The organism is Microbacterium sp. Z11_20 (assembly GCF_057197605.1).
Genome location: NZ_JBXVOQ010000001.1, coordinates 513,214 through 530,345 on the forward strand (window position 1 = coordinate 513,214; position 17,132 = coordinate 530,345).

Here is a 17,132-nt window from a genome sequence, read left to right on the forward strand (position 1 = left end):
CCTTGTGCTTATTTCGCAGCCGCGCCGGCGGCCGCGATGCTCTCGCGCGCTGCCTCGACGACGGCCTCGGCGGTGATGCCGAACTTCTGGAACAGGGTCTTGTAATCGGCGGATGCGCCGAAGTGCTCGATCGAGACCGACCGGCCGGAGTCCCCGACGATGCCGCGCCACGGCAGGGCGATGCCCGCCTCGACGGACACGCGTGCGCGCACCGAGGACGGCAGCACCGACTCGCGGTACTGCGCATCCTGCTCGTCGAACCACTCCAGCGAGGGGGCCGACACGACGCGGGCGTTCACGCCCTCCGCGGCGAGCTGCTCGCGCGCGGCGACGGCCACCTGCACCTCGGACCCGGTGCCGATGAGGATGACGTCCGGCGTGCCGTCCGGGGCATCCACCAGCACGTAGGCGCCGCGGGCGACGGACTCCGCCGACGCGAAGGTATCACCGGATGCGGCGCCCTCACCGCGCGGGAACACCGGGATGTTCTGGCGGGTCAGCGCCAGGCCGGCAGGGCCCCCGGTGCGGCGGAGGATCTCCAGCCACGCCACGGCCGTCTCGTTCGCATCCGCGGGACGCACCAGCGTGAAGTTCGGGATGGCGCGGAGGGCGGCGAGCTGCTCGATCGGCTGGTGGGTGGGGCCGTCCTCGCCGAGGGCGATGGAATCGTGCGTCCACACGAACACCGTCGGGATGTTCATCAGTGCGGCCAGACGCACCGGCGGGCGCATGTAGTCGCTGAAGATGAGGAACGTCCCGCCGAACGGGCGGGTCGGACCGTGCAGCACGATGCCGTTGAGGATCGAGCCCATGGCGTGCTCGCGGATCCCGAAGTGCAGCACGCGCCCGTACGGCGTGCCGTCCCACTCGTGGGTGGACCACCGCTCGGGGATGAAGGAGGGGGCATCCTTGATCGTGGTGAGGTTCGATTCGGCGAGGTCGGCAGAACCGCCCCACAGCTCGGGAAGCTCGGCAGCGAGGGCGTTGAGGACCGTACCGGAGGCGGCACGCGTGGAGACCTCCTTGCCCGACTCGAAGGCGGGGAGGGCGTCGGCGATGTCGGCGGGAAGCTCGCGGGACTGCAGGCGGTCCCACAGCGCCTTGCGCTCGGGGTTGGCCGCGGCCCAGGCGTCGAACCTCTCCTGCCACGCGGCTTTGTCCGCCTCGCCGCGTTCGACGAGCGAGCGGGTGTGCGCGATCACATCATCGGCGACGGCGAAGTTCTGCACGGGGTCGAAGCCGAGCACCTCCTTGGTGGCGCGGAGTTCGTCGGCGCCGAGAGCCGAGCCGTGGATCTTGCCGCTGTTCTGCTTGCCGGGGGAGGGCCAGCCGATGATGGTCTTGAGGACGATGATCGACGGCTTGTCGGTCTCGCCCTTCGCGGCCTCGATCGCGTCGTACAGCTCGTGCACGTCTTCGACGTACTCGCCGCTCTTCTTCCAGTCGACCGTCTGCACGTGCCAGCCGTAGGCCTCATAGCGCTTCGCGACATCCTCGGTGAAAGCGACGTTGGTGTCGTCCTCGATCGAGATCTGGTTGGAGTCGTAGATCACGACGAGGTTGCCGAGCCCCTGGTGTCCGGCCAGTGACGACGCTTCGCTGGTGACGCCCTCCTCGAGGTCGCCGTCGGACGCGATGACGTACACGAAGTGGTCGAAGGGGCTCTCGCCCTGCGGAGCATCCGGGTCGAACAGGCCGCGCTCGTAACGAGCCGCGTAGGCGAAGCCCACCGAGGAGGACAAGCCCTGGCCCAGCGGGCCGGTCGTCATCTCCACGCCGTCGGTGTGGCCGTACTCGGGGTGCCCGGGGGTCTTCGAGCCCCACGTGCGCAGCTCCTGCAGGTCGGACAGCTCCAGTCCGAACCCGCCCAGGTACAGCTGCACGTACTGGGTGAGCGAGGAATGTCCCGCGGACAGGACGAAGCGGTCGCGCCCCGGCCAGTGCGTGTCGGCAGGGTCGTGGTGCATCACCCGCTGGTACAGGAGGTACGCCGCCGGCGACAGGCTCATCGCCGTGCCGGGATGGCCGTTACCCACCTTCTCCACGGCGTCCGCCGCCAGCACTCGGGCGGTGTCCACCGCACGTCGATCGATCTCATCCCATTGCAAGTCCGACACCCGGTCGCCTTTCTGATCCGGCGCCCAGCCGCATGCGATCCGGGGCCTCGATCCACGAGGGTCAGGGGGAGGATGCGCTGGGCGCGCTTCGTTTTCAGCATAGCGAAGGCGGCCACCCACGGGGCCGGCGATGACGGCTCGGGAACGGCGGCCGTACCACCATGGCCTAGACTGGAGGGCACCCGAACGGCGTGCGACACAGGGGGCGATGGACATCTCTACGACGACGAATACGCCGTTGCCGACCGCCCATCGCTCGGTGCGCCGCACTGTCCGCGCGTACGTCGCCCTCACCAAGCCCCGCGTGCTGGAACTGCTGCTGGTCACGACCGTTCCGGTGATGATCCTCGCCGCGAACGGGCTGCCGAACCTGTGGCTGGTCCTGGCCACGGTCATCGGCGGATCGATGAGTGCCGGATCCGCGGCGGCGTTCAACATGTACCTTGACCGCGACATCGATGCGCACATGCAGCGCACCGAGAACCGCCCGCTGGTGACCGGGGAGGTCTCCCCGCGCGGTGCCCTGGTCTTCGCGTGGGTGCTCGCCGCCGCATCCACGGTGTGGCTGCTGGTGACCACGAACTGGGTCGCTGCCGCGCTCTCGGCCGCCGCCATCTTCTTCTACGTCGTCATCTACACGATGCTGCTCAAGCGCCGCACCGAGCAGAACATCGTGTGGGGCGGCATCGCGGGGTGCTTCCCGGTGCTCATCGGCTGGTCTGCGGTGACCGGGACGCTCAGCTGGTCGGCGCTCATCCTCTTCGTGCTCGTGTTCCTGTGGACCCCGCCGCACTACTGGCCCCTGTCGATGAAGTACAAGGACCAGTACGAGGGGGTCGATGTGCCCATGCTCGGCGCGACCCGCAGCGGCTCGCAGGTGGGTCTGCAGGTCATCCTGTACGCCTGGGCGACGGTCGCGTGCTCGCTCCTGCTCATCCCGGTCGCCTCGATGGGCCTGGTCTACACGGTGTCGTCGCTGGTGTTCGGCGGCTGGTTCGTCTATGAATCGCACCGCCTGTACTCGCGCGCCGTGCGGGGTACGGAGACGCGGCCCATGCGCGTGTTCCACGCGTCGATCACGTACCTGACGCTGCTCTTCGTCGCCATCGCGGTCGACCCGCTGCTGCCCTTCTGACGCGGCACCCGTCGCCGAGAAACGACGATCCCGCCGAGACGGAGCGCGTCGCGCTGTTTCTCGGCGGGATCGTTGTTTTTCGTGTCAGTCGCGCGCGTTCGTGGGCGGCGTCGCGGTGCTGGGGGTCTCGACGTCGGGGTCCTCGGCGATGACCGGGTCGGCGTGCAGGGCCGGGTCGGCGTGCACGGCCGGGGCGACGTACGCGGGGGGTGCGGTGGTGGATGCGGCGGGCGCGGTGGATGCGGCGCCGCTGGCGCTGTACTCGGGCGCGGGGGCGGTGTCCTCGTCGGCGGTCCAGTCGATCGACTCGACCTCCTCGGCGGCCGGGCGGGCGCGCAGGGTGCTCAAGGCGGCGACGGCCAGCGTCAGCAGCAGACCGACGAGTCCGGCGCCCAGGATCATCGCGGCGGCCAGGACGGCGGGCTGACCGACGTAGACCTCGATCGTGGCCTCGGCGGACTGGCTGACGATCGCGGACTCGATGCGCTCGAGGCGGTCGAGGACGAGCCATGCGCCGACGCCTGTGAGGACGAGCGATCCGGCCAGGAGAATCCAGAACGGGATGCTGCGGACAAGGCTGGGGCGAGAGGTCATAACGGATGTACTCCTAGAGGTTTCCGGGCACGGTCGGCCGCGGCATCCCTCCAGCTTGGCCTATCGCCCCGCACATCGCCTCCGCGGGGCCGATGAATCACCTATGAGGAGGCCGATCGCCCGCTGGAAGCCGGAGGTGCATGACCACCGCGGTCATGGCCGCGACCGAGAGCACCGCGAGCACCATGTGGATGTTCACGAGCACGATCGGGAGCCCGGTGCGGGCCTGCCACAGTCCCACGACGATCTGCGCGACCTCCACCGCGAGCAGGAGTCCGACCCACAGCCGCAGCCGCAACCGGCTCGGGGTCTGCCAGGCGCCGAGGAAGAGGATCACCGTCGCCGCCACCAGCGCGTACGCCGGCCAGGCGTGCACGTGCTGCATGAACTCGGGGTTCAGGCCGTTGCGGGCCGCCCCGCCATCGCCCGCGTGCGGGCCCGAGCCGGTCACGAGGATGCCGACGACCACCGTGACCAGCACGAGCGCGCTCGTGAGGTGGGTCAGCCCGGCGTACCACGCGGGCACGGCGCGGACGTGGGGGCCGGGGCTCCGGTACACGCGGGCGACGAACACGGCGGAGAGGGCGACCAGCACCACCGAGGCGAAGTAGTGGAGGCCCACGACGTAGGGGTTGAGGTTCGTGAGTACCGTGATGCCGCCGATGATCGCCTGCAGCGGCACGTACAGCCCCATGATCAGCGCGAGCCAGAACAGGTCGCGCCGGGTGCGCCGCACCCGGAACACCAGGACGAACGTCACGATCGCCACGGCCACGAGCACGAAGGTCAGCAGGCGGTTGCCGAACTCGATGGCGCCGTGGATCCCCATCGCCTCGGTGGGGATCAGGGATTCCGCAGTGCACCGCGGCCACGTCGGGCAGCCGAGGCCGGAGCCCGTGAGGCGCACGAGTCCGCCCGTGGCGACGATGCCGACCTGCACGATCAGGGTCGCCCACGCCGCGGCGATGACGCGGCGGTCCACCGTTGCCGGGAGCCGCTCCCGCAGTCTCCGCGTGTCTCGGGTGCGGATCGGCGCGGGGGTCTGCACGGACATGGGGGTCGCCTCCTGGACGGTTCTCCCGGCCGCGACCGACGAGTCGGCGGCGGCCCCGGGGAAGGGCCGGAACCTGTAGAATCAAGGGGTTCGGGATGCGACGCTTGCGCATTTCGCACCACTGACAGTCTAGGCGCGTGATTCGCGCCACTGAGCGGGCCCACCAGCGGCGTCCCCCCTCCGGAACTCCACGGAGGACGTGGAATGCCGGAGCGGATGAAACCGTTGCGGCTCGAGAGGAGAGTGACCGACATGACTGATGTCTTGATCGACCGACCCGAACTCGAGAGCCTCGGGGTCTACGAATTCGGATGGCACGACGCCGACGCTGCGGGCGCCAGCGCGAGACGCGGTCTCAGTGAGGCCGTCGTACGCGACATCTCGGCGCTCAAGGCCGAGCCGGAGTGGATGCTGAAGACCCGTCTCAAGGGCCTGCAACTGTTCGAGCGCAAGCCGATGCCGACGTGGGGCGCCGACCTCAGCGGCATCGACTTCGAGAACATCAAGTACTTCGTGCGCTCCACCGAGAAGCAGGCGCAGACCTGGGAAGACCTCCCCGAGGACATTCGCAACACGTACGAGCGCCTCGGCATCCCCGAGGCCGAGCGTCAGCGACTCGTCTCCGGCGTGGCCGCCCAGTACGAGTCCGAGGTCGTCTACCACCAGATCAACGAGCAGCTCGAGGCCCAGGGCGTCATCTTCATGGACACCGACACGGCCCTGCGCGAGCACCCCGAGTTCTTCGAGGAGTACTTCGGCTCGGTCATCCCCGCCGGCGACAACAAGTTCGCGGCGTTGAACACGTCGGTGTGGTCGGGCGGCTCGTTCGTCTACGTTCCCCCGGGCGTGCACGTCGAGATCCCGCTGCAGGCGTACTTCCGCATCAACACCGAGAACATGGGTCAGTTCGAGCGGACGCTGATCATCGCCGACGAGGGCTCGTACGTGCACTACATCGAGGGCTGCACCGCACCGATCTATAAGAGCGACTCGCTGCACTCGGCCGTGGTCGAGATCATCGTGAAGAAGAACGCCCGCGTTCGCTACACGACGATCCAGAACTGGTCGAACAACGTGTACAACCTCGTCACCAAGCGCGCGGTCGCCCACGAGGGCGCGACGATGGAGTGGGTCGACGGCAACATCGGCTCCAAGGTCACGATGAAGTACCCGTCGATCTTCCTCGTCGGCGAGCACGCCAAGGGCGAGACCCTGTCGGTGGCTTTCGCGGGCCCCGGTCAGCACCAGGACGCCGGCGCGAAGATGGTCCACATGGCGCCGTACACGCAGTCCTCGATCGTCTCGAAGTCGATCGCGCGCGGCGGCGGGCGGGCCGGCTATCGCGGCGAGGTCCGCGTGGACGCCAATGCCCACCACTCCGCCAACACGGTGCGCTGCGACGCGCTGCTGGTGGATTCGATCTCCCGCAGCGACACCTATCCGGCCATCGACATCCGCGTGGATGACGTCCAGCTCGGGCACGAGGCCACGGTCTCCAAGGTCAGCGAAGAGCAGCTCTTCTACCTGCAGTCCCGCGGCATGCCCGAGGACGAAGCCATGGCGATGATCGTGCGCGGGTTCATCGAGCCGATCGCGCGTGAACTGCCCATGGAATACGCCCTCGAATTGAACAAGCTCATCGAGATGGGCATGGAAGGATCCGTCGGCTAAATGACGACCACCACCACCCCCCTGCCGGGAAGCCGAGCGCACACCGACGGAGGATGGGGCCGGGCCGACGCGCCCTCCGCGCCCATTCAGACCCGTTCCGAACGGCCCTGGTCCTTCGACCCGGCCGACTTCGGGATGCCCACGGGCCGCGAGGTGAACTGGAAGCACACGCCGATCGAGCGGATGCAGGGCGTGCTCGCCCCCGCCGATGGACCCTCCGCGGTGCGCGTGGCGGCCGGAAATGCCGCCGCGTACCTCCGCGCGGGCACCGACGTGCGCGGTGAGTTCTTCCGCCCCGAAGACCTCCCCGCCGCCATCGCGTGGCAGCGCGCCGGCGAGGGGATCCACATCCGCATCCCCGCGAACGAGGAACTGGCCGAACCGCTCCGCGTCGACCTCGTCGGCGAGCGTGTCGATGGCTTCGGATCCTCTCATGTGGTCGTCGAGGCGCAGCCGAATTCCCGCGCGACGGTCGTGCTGTACCACACGGGGTCTGCCCAGTACGCGCAGAACGTGGAGATCATCGTCCGCGACGGAGCTCAGCTCACCGTGCTGACGGTGCAGCGCTGGAACGACGACGCCGTCCACGCGGCCGCCCACCAGGCGCGCGTCGACCGCGACGCCAAGCTCACCCACGGCGTCGTGACCCTCGGCGGCGGGGTCGTCCGCGTCAATCCGTCGGTCGAACTGGCCGGGTCGGGTGCCGAGGGGCGCCTGTTCGGGCTCTCCTTCGCCGACGCCGGGCAGCACTTCGAATCGCAGGTGTACCTGCACCACAAGGGCGCGCACACCGTCGGCGACGTGCTCTACAAGGGGGCTCTCCAGGGCGTCAGTGCGCGCAGCGTCTGGATCGGCGATGTCCTCATCGGCCGGGATGCGGTGGGCACCGACTCGTACGAGGCCAACCGCAATCTCGTCCTCACCGACGGTGCCAGGGCCGACTCCATCCCGAACCTGGAGATCGAAACCGGAGACATCCTCGGCGCCGGCCACGCGAGTGCGACCGGACGTTTCGACGACGAGCAGCTCTTCTACCTGCAGGCGCGGGGCATCGGCGAACACGAAGCACGGCGCCTGGTGGTGCTGGGCTTCCTCAGCGAGATCGTCCAGCGCGTCGGCGTCCCCGACCTGGAGGACGAACTCACCGCCGAGATCGAACGCGAGCTGGCCGAAGGAGACGCCCTGTGAGCGCCGCACGCGTGTGCGCCCTCAGCGCTCTGGAAGCGGATACTCCGCTGCGCGTGGAGGTCGACGGCGTTCCCATCGCGGTCGTCCTCGACTCCGACGGCGAGGTGCACGCGATCGGCGACACCTGCACGCACGGCGACGTGTCCCTCGCCGAGGGCTTCGTGGAAGGCGACACGCTGGAGTGCTGGGCGCACGGTTCGTCGTTCTCGCTGCGCACCGGACACCCCCTGAACCTGCCGGCTTTCGAGCCGGTGCCCGTCTACGTCGTCGAGATCGACGGCGATGATGTGCTCATCGACCCCACCCGAACGAAGGAAGTCTGAATGTCTGTCCTCGAAATCCGCGACCTCCACGTGACGGTCGAGACGGATGCAGGCACCACGCCCATCCTCAACGGCGTCACGCTGACGATCGGCACGGGGGAGACCCACGCGATCATGGGCCCCAACGGCTCCGGAAAATCGACGCTCGCCTACACGATCGCCGGGCACCCCAAGTACACCGTCACCTCCGGCACGATCACGCTGGACGGCGAAGACGTGTTGGCCATGACAGTCGACGAGCGCGCCCGCGCCGGCCTCTTCCTCGCGATGCAGTACCCGGTGGAGATCCCCGGAGTGACGGTGACGAACTTCCTCCGCACCGCCAAGACGGCGATCGACGGCGAAGCTCCCAGCATCCGCGCCTGGACCAAAGACGTGAAGCACGCCATGACGAACCTGCGCATGGACCCGAAGTTCGCCCAGCGCAACGTCAACGAGGGCTTCTCCGGCGGCGAGAAGAAGCGGCACGAGATCCTGCAGCTGGAGCTCCTCCGGCCGAAGATCGCGGTGCTCGATGAGACCGACTCGGGCCTCGACGTCGACGCGCTGAAGATCGTGTCGGAGGGCGTGAACCGCGCCAAGTCCTCCAGCGACCTCGGGGTGCTGCTCATCACGCACTACACCCGCATCCTCCGCTACATCCGCCCCGACTTCGTGCACGTCATCGTCAGCGGTCGCATCGTCGAGGAGGGCGGCCCGGAGCTCGCCGACCGGCTCGAGGAAGAGGGCTACGACCGCTTCATCACCGAAGCCGGAACGTCGGTCGACGCCTGAGGGCGTCTCGGAGCTTAGGATCGTTACATGACCGCAACACTCGCTCCCGACAAGTACGACGAGGTCACCGAGTCGCTCAAGGACGTCATGGACCCCGAGCTGGGGATCAACGTCGTCGACCTCGGGCTCATCTACGACCTCGCGTGGGACGACGAGAACGACGCGCTTGTCATCCACATGACCCTGACCTCGGCCGGCTGCCCGCTCACGGACGTGCTCGAGGAGCAGACGGCTCAGGCCCTGGATGGCGTCGTCGAGCGCTTCCGCATCAACTGGGTGTGGATGCCGCCGTGGGGTCCCGAGCGGATCACCGATGACGGGCGCGACATGATGCGCGCGCTCGGTTTCGCCATCTGACGACTCGGCCCGCGAGAGTGGACCGTTCGCGGGGGGCGGTCTGTCCGCACCCGAGGACTCCGAGCTCCTGTCGTAGGCTCGTCGGGTGAGCGTCACCCCCCTGAAGGCCCTGCCGATCGATCTCCTGCGCGAACGGTCGAGTGCGAAGTGGCGCACCTACCCCGACGACGTCCTGCCCCTCTTCGTCGCCGAGACGGACTACCCGCTCGCCCCCGCCATCACGCGGGTGCTGACTGAAGCCGTGCAGCGCGGTGACACCGGCTACACGCCCCCCGACCCGGGGCTGCGCGTGGCGTACGCGGGGTTCGCTCAGCGCCGGTTCGGCTGGAACCCCGACCCCGCCCGCATGCGGTCGACGTGCGACGTCATGATGGGGCTCGTCGAGGTGCTGCGCGCGGTGATCAGTCCCGGCGACCGGGTCGTGGTCACCCCGCCGGTGTACCCGCCCTTCTACGACGGCGTCCCCGAGGCAGGGGGAGTCGTGGAACGCGTCCCGCTCCACCGGGGCGAGGACGGGTGGCGGCTGGATCTCGCGGGAATCGAGCGAGCACTGGCCGACGGCGCCCGCGTGGTGCTGCTGTGCAACCCCCACAACCCCACCGGGACCGTGCACGGGCGCGGGGATCTGGCGGAGCTCGCGAGCATCGCGGCCCGGCACGGCGCCATCGTCGTCAGCGACGAGATCCACGCGCCGCTGACCCAACCGGACGTCGTCTTCACGCCGTTCCTGTCGGCGTCCGATGACGCGGCACGCGTCGGCTTCGCGCTCGTCAGCGCGAGCAAGGCCTTCAATCTCGCGGGGCTGAAGTGCGCACTGATGGTGGCCGCGTCCGACGAGCACGCCGGGGTGATCCGTGCGCTCCCTGCCGAGGTGGAGTGGCGCACGGGGCACTTCGGCGCCCTGGCATCCGTCGCGGCGTTCGCACCCGAAAGCGACGCCTGGCTGGACGCGCAGCTGGCCGCACTCGATGAGAACCGGCGCCTACTCGCGGACCTGCTCGCCGAGCAGCTGCCCGAGGCGGTCTACCGGGTTCCTGATGCCGGATTCCTCGCATGGATCGACCTGTCGGCGTACGGGTGGGGCGAGAACCCCGCCGTGCACATCCGGCGGGAGGCCCGCGTCGCGCTCCACCACGGTCCGATGTTCGGGAACGAGGGCGCCGGCCGGGTGCGGGTGAATTTCGGCTGCTCGCCGGAGGTCCTCCGCGAGGCCATGGAGCGCATCGGCGCTTTGGCCAGGGCGTGAGCGGGAACACGTCGGCGAGGACGGGGGTCTGGGGAGCTCCATTCGTCTGGGTCACCGCGGGGGCCGTCGCGCTCATCTTCCTCGCGGCCATCCAGTCACTCGCCGTGACCACCGTGATGCCGGTTGTCAGTGCCGACCTCGACGGCGACGCCCTGTACGCCGTTGCCTTCTCCGGCACGTTGGCCACCAGCGTCATCGGGATGGTCGCTGTCGGGGCGTGGTGCGACCGCGGCGGAGTCCTCGCCCCGTTGACCACCGCGGTGGTGCTCTTCGTCGTGGGACTGGTCATCGCCGGGCTCGCCGCGACGATGGAAGTGCTTGTCGTCGGCCGTCTGATCCAGGGGCTGGGCACGGGGGGACAGACCGTGGCACTGTACGTCGTCGTCGCGCGCATGTACCCGCCGATGCTCCACGGACGCGTGTTCGCGGCGTTCTCGGCGGCATGGGTGGTTCCGTCGCTGGTCGGGCCCTTCCTCGCCGGCGCCGTCGCGGAGTTCCTGCACTGGCGGTGGGTCTTCCTCGGCGTCGCGGCGCTCACGGTCGTCGCTTTCGCCATGGTCGTCGCACGGCTGCACGGGCAGCCGCTGGGAACGGACCACCCCGCGACGCAGCGCGTCGGTCCGCGGCTGGCGTGCGCGGCCGCAGTCGCGCTGGGGGCCCTGGCTCTCGGACTCTCGGGTCAGCTCGGCGCACTGTCGTGGGCGGGAGTGATCGGGTCCGTCGTCGTCATCGGCCTGGCGGTGCGTCCTCTCCTCCCCGCCCGGACGCTGCTTCTGGGGCGGGGGCTCCCCAGCGTCGTGCTGATGCGCGGGCTGATCGCCGGAGCGCTCTTCGGCGCCGAGGTCTACATCCCGTACCTGCTGATCGACGAGTACGGGTTCTCGCCCACGTGGGCAGGGCTGGCTCTCACCGCGGCCGCGCTGTCGTGGGCCACCGCGGCGGAGATCCAGGGGCGGATCGGAGATCGCCTCGGGAACACGCGCATCGCCGTGATCGGTACGGCCATGCTCACCACCGCGACCGTCACGGCGTTCCTCACGGCGCTCCTTCACGTCCACCCCGCGCTGCTGATCGCGGGGTGGGCGTTCGCCGGCGGCGGGATGGGGCTGATGTATCCCCGCCTGACGGTCTTGACCCTCGCCTACTCCGCGCCGCACGATCAGGGCTTCCACTCCTCGGCGCTGTCGATCTCCGACTCGCTCGGAACGGCCATGACGATCGCCGTGATGGGCCTGGTCTTCACCGCACTGACCGGCACGGGGCTGGGTTTCCCCGCGGTCTTCGCGATCGCGGCCGCCCTGGCGGTGTTCGCGCTCGTGCCGGGGCTTCGTCTGGGTCGCGCGCGCGAGCGGACGTGACCGCCGGCGCCTCTCGCGCTAGACCTTGCGACGGCGGCGTGCTGCCGCGAAGAATGTCCCGCCCCCCGCGATGAGCAGTGCCCCCAGAGGCCAGAGCACGGCGCCACCGGAAGCGTTGCCTCCCGTCGCCGGGAGTGTGCTGATGGACGGATCCGGCGTCAGGGGACCCGACGCGCTCCCGCCGGGAGTCGCGGTGGGCTCAGCGGGCGTGGGGGCTGTGCTCGTCGGAGTCGGAGTGGGCGTGGGCGTGGGCGTGGGCGTGGGCGTCGGGGTCGGGGTGGGGGTCGGGGTTGGGGTTGGCGTCGGCGTTGGCCCCGCTTCGACGCACGACAGAGTGGTCGCGAACGGGAAGTCGTGCACCTCGCGCGGCCCGCGGCCTGCAACGCCGCCGTGAATGAACGACGCAGCGATCACGTTACCCTCGATATTCTGCGTGACCTGCCAGTTCAGCTGTGCGCGCGGAGCGTAGATCGTGCCGCGCAGACTGTCTCCGCCTGTGACGAGCACGCTCGTCGCGTCGACGAAGTTCCAGAGGGTGTAGGGCGCCGAAGCGCCGCTGAGGCCCGGCATACCCGGAATCTCGCCGTTGAAATCGCCCGTGATGTTGACCAGCAGCGGTGTCGTGCTGCTGGGCGCGGGATCGATGACGAGCTCACCGAGCCCGGCGAACTCCTCTGCGGTGAAAGAGAGCACATTCGTCACTCCGGAGACGAGGGGCGCCCGAACGTTCCCCCCGGCGGGCACCGGGCGCGTGGCCGGCTGCCCGTCGTCTCGCTGGAGCAGTGTCACCGTGGTCGCGCACGTGCCCAGGGTGGCGGAGGTGTCCCGGTACAGCTCGTAGGCGCTTGCGATGTCGAGCACGTCCGAGGGCACAGGCTCGCCCACCGAGGCGGCGGGTTGCGTGACGACGCTTTCGATGCGGGGTGTCGAGTCGTAGGAGGCGCCCGGCTCCACCACACGGAGGGGGGCGGCAGCGCCGTTGCTGTCCGTGTCCAGCGCGAGGTAGGTGGTGGTATCCGCCACCTTCACGTAGCCCCCTTGGAGGATGCGAAGAATCTGGCCGTCCGGATCCCAGGTGATGCCCCCGCCGACGTACAGCGCGATGTGCTGGGCGTCGCCCGGCGCCGTCACGGTCGGTCGGCCGCCGAAGATGTTGTACCCCGAGGAGAACGAGAGATCGCCTCCGGCGGCCACGGTTCCCTCCGCCTCATCGCCGTCGAGTGCGACGTCGTCTTCCACGAAGACCAGGAAGTTGCCGTTCGCCGGCGACCCGTTCACAGGCTGGGTGACCGGGTTGATCGGGCCGATCGGGTCGCCCGGCGCTGCTCCGGCCGGAAGCGATCCGACCACGAGGAGGCAGCCGAGAGCAATGGCGCCGGCCGCGGCGAGGACAGAGGAGGGGGACGTGGCGGGGGGAGCCATAACTCATCGTCGGTCCTCGGTCCACCGGGGACCAGGGACCTTGGTCCCGTCGGTTGCTCGCGGATCTGCTTCGGCGGGGCGAGCGCCCCGCTCTCCGGTCAGCTCTCCGCGCGACCCTCGCGCCAGTAGCCCATGAAGGCCACCGCGCGGCGGTCGACCCCATGCTCTGCGACGAGGTGCCGGCGCAGGGTCTTGATCGCGCCGGCTTCGCCCGCCAGCCACGCGTACAGGGGTGCGCTCTTGAGCGCCGCACCGCCCTTGGCGGTGCGGGGGACCTCCCACAGGATGCCTTCGTCGACGTCGACCTCCTCGACCTCGGCACCGTGGCCGGGAGGGATGAGTTCTGCCGCGGCGGCCACGACAGCGGCTTTGAGGTGCGCGTGCCGGGGGGCCGAGCCACGCGCGGCGACGCGATAGCTGAATCCGGGATGCCGCGGGAGATAGGCGGCGTCCCTCGCATCGGGAACCTCCAGCACGACCACCCCACGGGCCGTCGGCGGCAGGTGCTCCAGGATCACCGAGATCGCGGGCGCCGCCGTCTCGTCCCCGGCCAGGAGGTAGGACCCCGTGGCCGCGGGCGGGACGAAGTCGATGCCGAAGCTCACGCCGGTGTGCGCCGTGGTGGGCGCGAAGATCAGCACCTCATCGCCGATCGTGGCGCGATCGATCCACGCCGAAGCCGGACCGAGGACCTCGTGCGCGACCATGTCGACGTCGACTTCCGAGACGTCGTTGCGCACGGCGCGCGTCGTGTACGTGCGGAACGGCGGTCGGGCTGCCTGCTCGAGCGCCCGCCACCGCGTGTACCAGTCCTCGTCGGTCGGCATGGCGTGGATGCCGGCGACCTCGGTCGGGAACACGATCTTGATCCGCTGATCGAGCCCCGGGTCGCCGTAGTCGGCGAGATCGGGGCCGGCGAAGGTGAAGCGGCGGAAGCTGGGGGTGACGTCGGTGATCGCCTGAACGCGCGCGTGGAAGAAGCGATTGGTGGCGACGGTGCTCACAGTCATGGGATCCGTTTCAGACGGCGGTGGCGTGGTGGCGGCCGCGGGGGAGGACGAGGGGGGTGCCGGAGACGGGGTCGGGAACCACGAGAGACTCCAGGCCGAACACGTCACGGATGAGGTCGCTCGTGATGACCTCGGCCGGTGGGCCGCCGGCGACCACCTCGCCGTCGGACATCGCGAACACGTGGTCCGCGTAGCGGGCCGCCAGGTTGATGTCGTGCAGGACCATCACGGTCGTGGTGCCGCGATCGCGGTTGAGGTCGGTGATGAGGTCGAGGACGTCGATCTGGTGGGCGACATCCAGGAACGTCGTCGGCTCATCCAGCAGGAGGATGTCCGTCTCCTGCGCGAGCGCCATCGCGATCCAGACCCGCTGGCGCTGTCCGCCGGAGAGTTCGTCGACGGCGCGGTCGGCGAGATCGGCGATACCCGTGGCCTCGAGCGACTGCGCGACCACCTCGTAGTCCCGGGTGTTCCACCGCGCGAGGGGTTTCTGATGCGGATGACGCCCCCGCCCGACGAGGTCGGCGACGGCGATTCCTTCGGGGGCGATCGGGCTCTGCGGGAGCAGGCCGAGGGTGCGGGCGACCTCGCGCGACGGGCGGGTGTGCACGGCCTTCCCGTCGAGGACCACGGATCCCTGCCGGGGGCGGAGGAGGCGGGCGAGGGCGCGCAGCAGCGTCGACTTGCCGCAGCCGTTGGCGCCGACGATGGCCGTGATGCGGCCGGGCGGGATGATGAGGTCCAGACCCTCCACGATCACGCGGTCACCGTACGCCAGGGTCACGTCCTCGGCGGCGAGTTGGTGTGACACGGTCACAGGGAGCCTCCCGAGCGGTTGGTCCGGATGAGCAGATAGACGAGGTAGGGGGCCCCGAGGACGCCGGTGATGACACCGACGGGGTAGCGATTGTCGAAGCCGAACTGTCCGATGAGGTCGGCGGCGAGGACGAGGACGACTCCGACCAGTCCGGCCGGAACGATGAGGGATGCTCCGGGGCCGACGATGCGCGCCGCAATGGGCCCCGCCATGAAGGCCACGAACGCGATCGGCCCCGCGGCGGCGGTCGCGAAGGCCAGGAGCGCCACCGCGCCGATCAGCAGGAGCACCCGGGTGCGGTGCACGGAGACGCCGAGCGCGGTGGCGGAGTCATCGCCCAGACGCAGCACCCCCAGGTCGCGGCCGCTGCCGAGGAGCACGGGGACGAGGACGAGGGTGGCGATCATCAGCGGCGCGATCGAGCCCCATGACGCGCCGTTGAGACTGCCGGTAAGCCACTGCATCGCGGTCTGCAGGTCCCACGCGGCCGCCCGTGACAGCACGTACGTCACGACGCTGTCGAGCATCGCGGCCACCCCGATGCCGATGAGGATGAGACGGGTGCCTGCGAAGCCGCCGCGATGGGAGAGGAGGTAGATCGCGGTCGCGGTGACCAGAGCGCCGCCGAGGGCGAAGAAGGACACCGCGGTCTGGTTCAGCGAGAGGAGCACGATCGCCACCACCGCGGCAGCGCTGGCGCCGGAGGTGATGCCGATGATGTCGGGCGCGGCGAGAGGATTGCGCAGCATCGTCTGGAAGATGACGCCCCCGACGCCGAACGCGAGGCCCGAGAGGATCGCCAGGACCGCCCGGGGGAGGCGGAGCTCGCCGACCGTGAAGGACGCGCCGGGCACCGTCTCGCCGAGGACGACACGCAGGACATCCGACAGGTCGTAGAACGTGCGGCCGACCATGAGGCTGACCACGAACAACCCCACGCAGAGGGCGGCGAGCACCACCGTGACGGCGGCGTGCCGTCGGATGCGAGCCCGCCGCCCCGCGAGGACGACCGCGACGCTCACAGTTCCCGCACCTTCTGGCGCCGCACGATCGCGATGAACACCGGTGCGCCGATGAGAGCCGTGATGATGCCCACCTCGATCTCGGAGGGCCGGGCGACGACGCGCCCGACCACATCGGCGAGGAGGAGGAGACTCGCGCCGGCGAGGGCGCAGTAAGGGAGCAACCAGCGGTGGTCGGTTCCCACGAGCAGGCGGCACAGGTGAGGAATGACAAGCCCCACGAAGGCGATCGGCCCGGCGATCGCCGTCGCGGCGGCGCAGAGGAGAACGGCGCCGGACGAGGCGATCAGGCGCGTCCGGGCCACGCGCTCACCGAGCCCCGTGGCCATGTCGTCGCCGAGAGCGAGCGAGTTCATCCCCCGGGAAGTGAACACGCACACGAGGGCGCCGAGCGCGAGGGCAGGCAGGACGACGCCGATCCGGTCCCACGTGGCGCCGCCGATGCCCCCGATCTGCCAGAACCGGAACGTCTCGAGGAGGTCGACCCGGGGGAGCAGGATCGCGCTGACGAGAGACATGGATGCGGCGGTGATGGACGCGCCCGCGAGGGCGAGCTTGAGCGGGGTGGCTCCGCCCCGGCCGAGAGAACCCACCGCGTAGACGAAGACGGCCGCGGCCGCGGCTCCCACGGTGGCGAATGCGAGATAGCCGTAGGGATTCGACAGCCCGAAGAAGGCGATTCCGATCACCACGGCCAGGGCCGCACCCCCGGACACCCCGAGGATGCCGGGGTCGGCCAGCGGGTTGCGCGTGACCGCCTGCATCGTCATCCCCGACAGCGCCAGCGCGGCACCGACGAGGATCCCGAGCACTGTCCGCGGAAGACGCGCGACCACGGCGCCCTCGCCGACGCCGGCGGAGGTGCCGCTGAGCCCGCCCCAGATCTCCGCGAGCGACACCGTACGGGTGCCGAACGCGACGGACGCGACCACCAGCAGCAGCAGGGCCACCACGAGGGCGCCGAGCCACAACAGACGTACCGCTGCCGGACGCCGCAGGAGTGCGGTGTCCGGCAGCGACGCCTGCCGCTGGAGGAGGGTCATC

At 69.9% G+C, this 17,132-nt stretch carries 16 protein-coding genes; 8 read left to right on the forward strand and 8 right to left on the reverse strand.

Annotated features, from left to right (window positions below):
* Nucleotides 1-8: 8 nt before the first annotated feature.
* Complete coding sequence (gene tkt, locus AC2DFQ_RS02475) at nucleotides 9-2,117, reverse strand: transketolase (protein WP_484532840.1); 2,109 nt, start codon at nucleotides 2,115-2,117, stop codon at nucleotides 9-11.
* Nucleotides 2,118-2,325: 208 nt separating this feature from the next.
* Here tkt and AC2DFQ_RS02480 point away from each other — a divergent pair, with 208 nt between their 5' ends.
* The gene (locus tag AC2DFQ_RS02480) at nucleotides 2,326-3,252 is read left to right on the forward strand and encodes a heme o synthase (RefSeq protein WP_484532841.1); all 927 of its coding nucleotides are present in this window, start codon (nucleotides 2,326-2,328) and stop codon (nucleotides 3,250-3,252) included.
* 84 nt (nucleotides 3,253-3,336) lie between these two features.
* Here AC2DFQ_RS02480 and AC2DFQ_RS02485 read toward each other — a convergent pair whose 3' ends face one another.
* Entirely contained in the window at nucleotides 3,337-3,846 is a 510-nt protein-coding gene (locus AC2DFQ_RS02485; RefSeq protein ID WP_484532842.1) for a dinucleotide-utilizing enzyme, read from the reverse strand.
* Between the two features lie 97 nt (nucleotides 3,847-3,943).
* Nucleotides 3,944-4,900 carry a COX15/CtaA family protein gene (locus AC2DFQ_RS02490; RefSeq protein WP_484532843.1) on the reverse strand — a complete coding sequence of 319 codons (957 nt, stop codon included), beginning with the start codon at nucleotides 4,898-4,900 and terminating at the stop codon, nucleotides 3,944-3,946.
* 252 nt (nucleotides 4,901-5,152) lie between these two features.
* Here AC2DFQ_RS02490 and sufB point away from each other — a divergent pair, with 252 nt between their 5' ends.
* The 7 genes from sufB to AC2DFQ_RS02525 all read left to right on the forward strand — a co-directional run bounded on the left by sufB (nucleotide 5,153) and on the right by AC2DFQ_RS02525 (nucleotide 11,817).
* A complete protein-coding gene (sufB, locus tag AC2DFQ_RS02495) occupies nucleotides 5,153-6,571 on the forward strand; it encodes a Fe-S cluster assembly protein SufB (RefSeq protein ID WP_484509413.1) in 1,419 nt (472 codons plus the stop codon).
* The gene (gene sufD, locus AC2DFQ_RS02500; RefSeq protein WP_484532844.1) at nucleotides 6,572-7,759 is read left to right on the forward strand and encodes a Fe-S cluster assembly protein SufD; all 1,188 of its coding nucleotides are present in this window, start codon (nucleotides 6,572-6,574) and stop codon (nucleotides 7,757-7,759) included.
* Nucleotides 7,756-8,082 (forward strand): non-heme iron oxygenase ferredoxin subunit, encoded by a 327-nt coding sequence (locus AC2DFQ_RS02505; RefSeq protein ID WP_484509411.1) that lies wholly within the window; start codon nucleotides 7,756-7,758, stop codon nucleotides 8,080-8,082. Before sufD ends, AC2DFQ_RS02505 begins: the two co-directional genes overlap by 4 nt.
* On the forward strand, nucleotides 8,083-8,856 hold the full coding sequence (gene sufC / locus AC2DFQ_RS02510; RefSeq protein ID WP_484509410.1) for a Fe-S cluster assembly ATPase SufC: 774 nt from the start codon (nucleotides 8,083-8,085) through the stop codon (nucleotides 8,854-8,856).
* A gap of 27 nt (nucleotides 8,857-8,883) precedes the next feature.
* Nucleotides 8,884-9,213 carry a metal-sulfur cluster assembly factor gene (locus tag AC2DFQ_RS02515; protein ID WP_484509409.1) on the forward strand — a complete coding sequence of 110 codons (330 nt, stop codon included), beginning with the start codon at nucleotides 8,884-8,886 and terminating at the stop codon, nucleotides 9,211-9,213.
* An 85-nt stretch (nucleotides 9,214-9,298) separates the two neighbouring features.
* A complete protein-coding gene (locus tag AC2DFQ_RS02520; protein ID WP_484532845.1) occupies nucleotides 9,299-10,459 on the forward strand; it encodes a MalY/PatB family protein in 1,161 nt (386 codons plus the stop codon).
* Nucleotides 10,456-11,817, forward strand: a complete 1,362-nt coding sequence (locus AC2DFQ_RS02525) for an MFS transporter (protein WP_484509407.1) — start codon at nucleotides 10,456-10,458, stop codon at nucleotides 11,815-11,817. The genes AC2DFQ_RS02520 and AC2DFQ_RS02525 overlap by 4 nt, the downstream gene beginning before the upstream one ends.
* Nucleotides 11,818-11,835: 18 nt before the next feature.
* Here AC2DFQ_RS02525 and AC2DFQ_RS02530 read toward each other — a convergent pair whose 3' ends face one another.
* From AC2DFQ_RS02530 to AC2DFQ_RS02550, 5 genes are all read right to left on the reverse strand, one after another.
* Nucleotides 11,836-13,239: a collagen-binding domain-containing protein gene (locus AC2DFQ_RS02530; protein ID WP_484532846.1), complete on the reverse strand. Its 1,404-nt coding sequence runs from the start codon at nucleotides 13,237-13,239 to the stop codon at nucleotides 11,836-11,838.
* A gap of 98 nt (nucleotides 13,240-13,337) precedes the next feature.
* Complete coding sequence (locus AC2DFQ_RS02535) at nucleotides 13,338-14,249, reverse strand: siderophore-interacting protein (RefSeq protein ID WP_484509405.1); 912 nt, start codon at nucleotides 14,247-14,249, stop codon at nucleotides 13,338-13,340.
* Between the two features lie 10 nt (nucleotides 14,250-14,259).
* Nucleotides 14,260-15,066, reverse strand: a complete 807-nt coding sequence (locus AC2DFQ_RS02540; protein WP_484509404.1) for an ABC transporter ATP-binding protein — start codon at nucleotides 15,064-15,066, stop codon at nucleotides 14,260-14,262.
* Entirely contained in the window at nucleotides 15,063-16,088 is a 1,026-nt protein-coding gene (locus tag AC2DFQ_RS02545; RefSeq protein WP_484532847.1) for a FecCD family ABC transporter permease, read from the reverse strand. Before AC2DFQ_RS02545 ends, AC2DFQ_RS02540 begins: the two co-directional genes overlap by 4 nt.
* The gene (locus AC2DFQ_RS02550) at nucleotides 16,085-17,131 is read right to left on the reverse strand and encodes a FecCD family ABC transporter permease (RefSeq protein ID WP_484532848.1); all 1,047 of its coding nucleotides are present in this window, start codon (nucleotides 17,129-17,131) and stop codon (nucleotides 16,085-16,087) included. Before AC2DFQ_RS02550 ends, AC2DFQ_RS02545 begins: the two co-directional genes overlap by 4 nt.
* Nucleotide 17,132 lies beyond the last annotated feature (1 nt).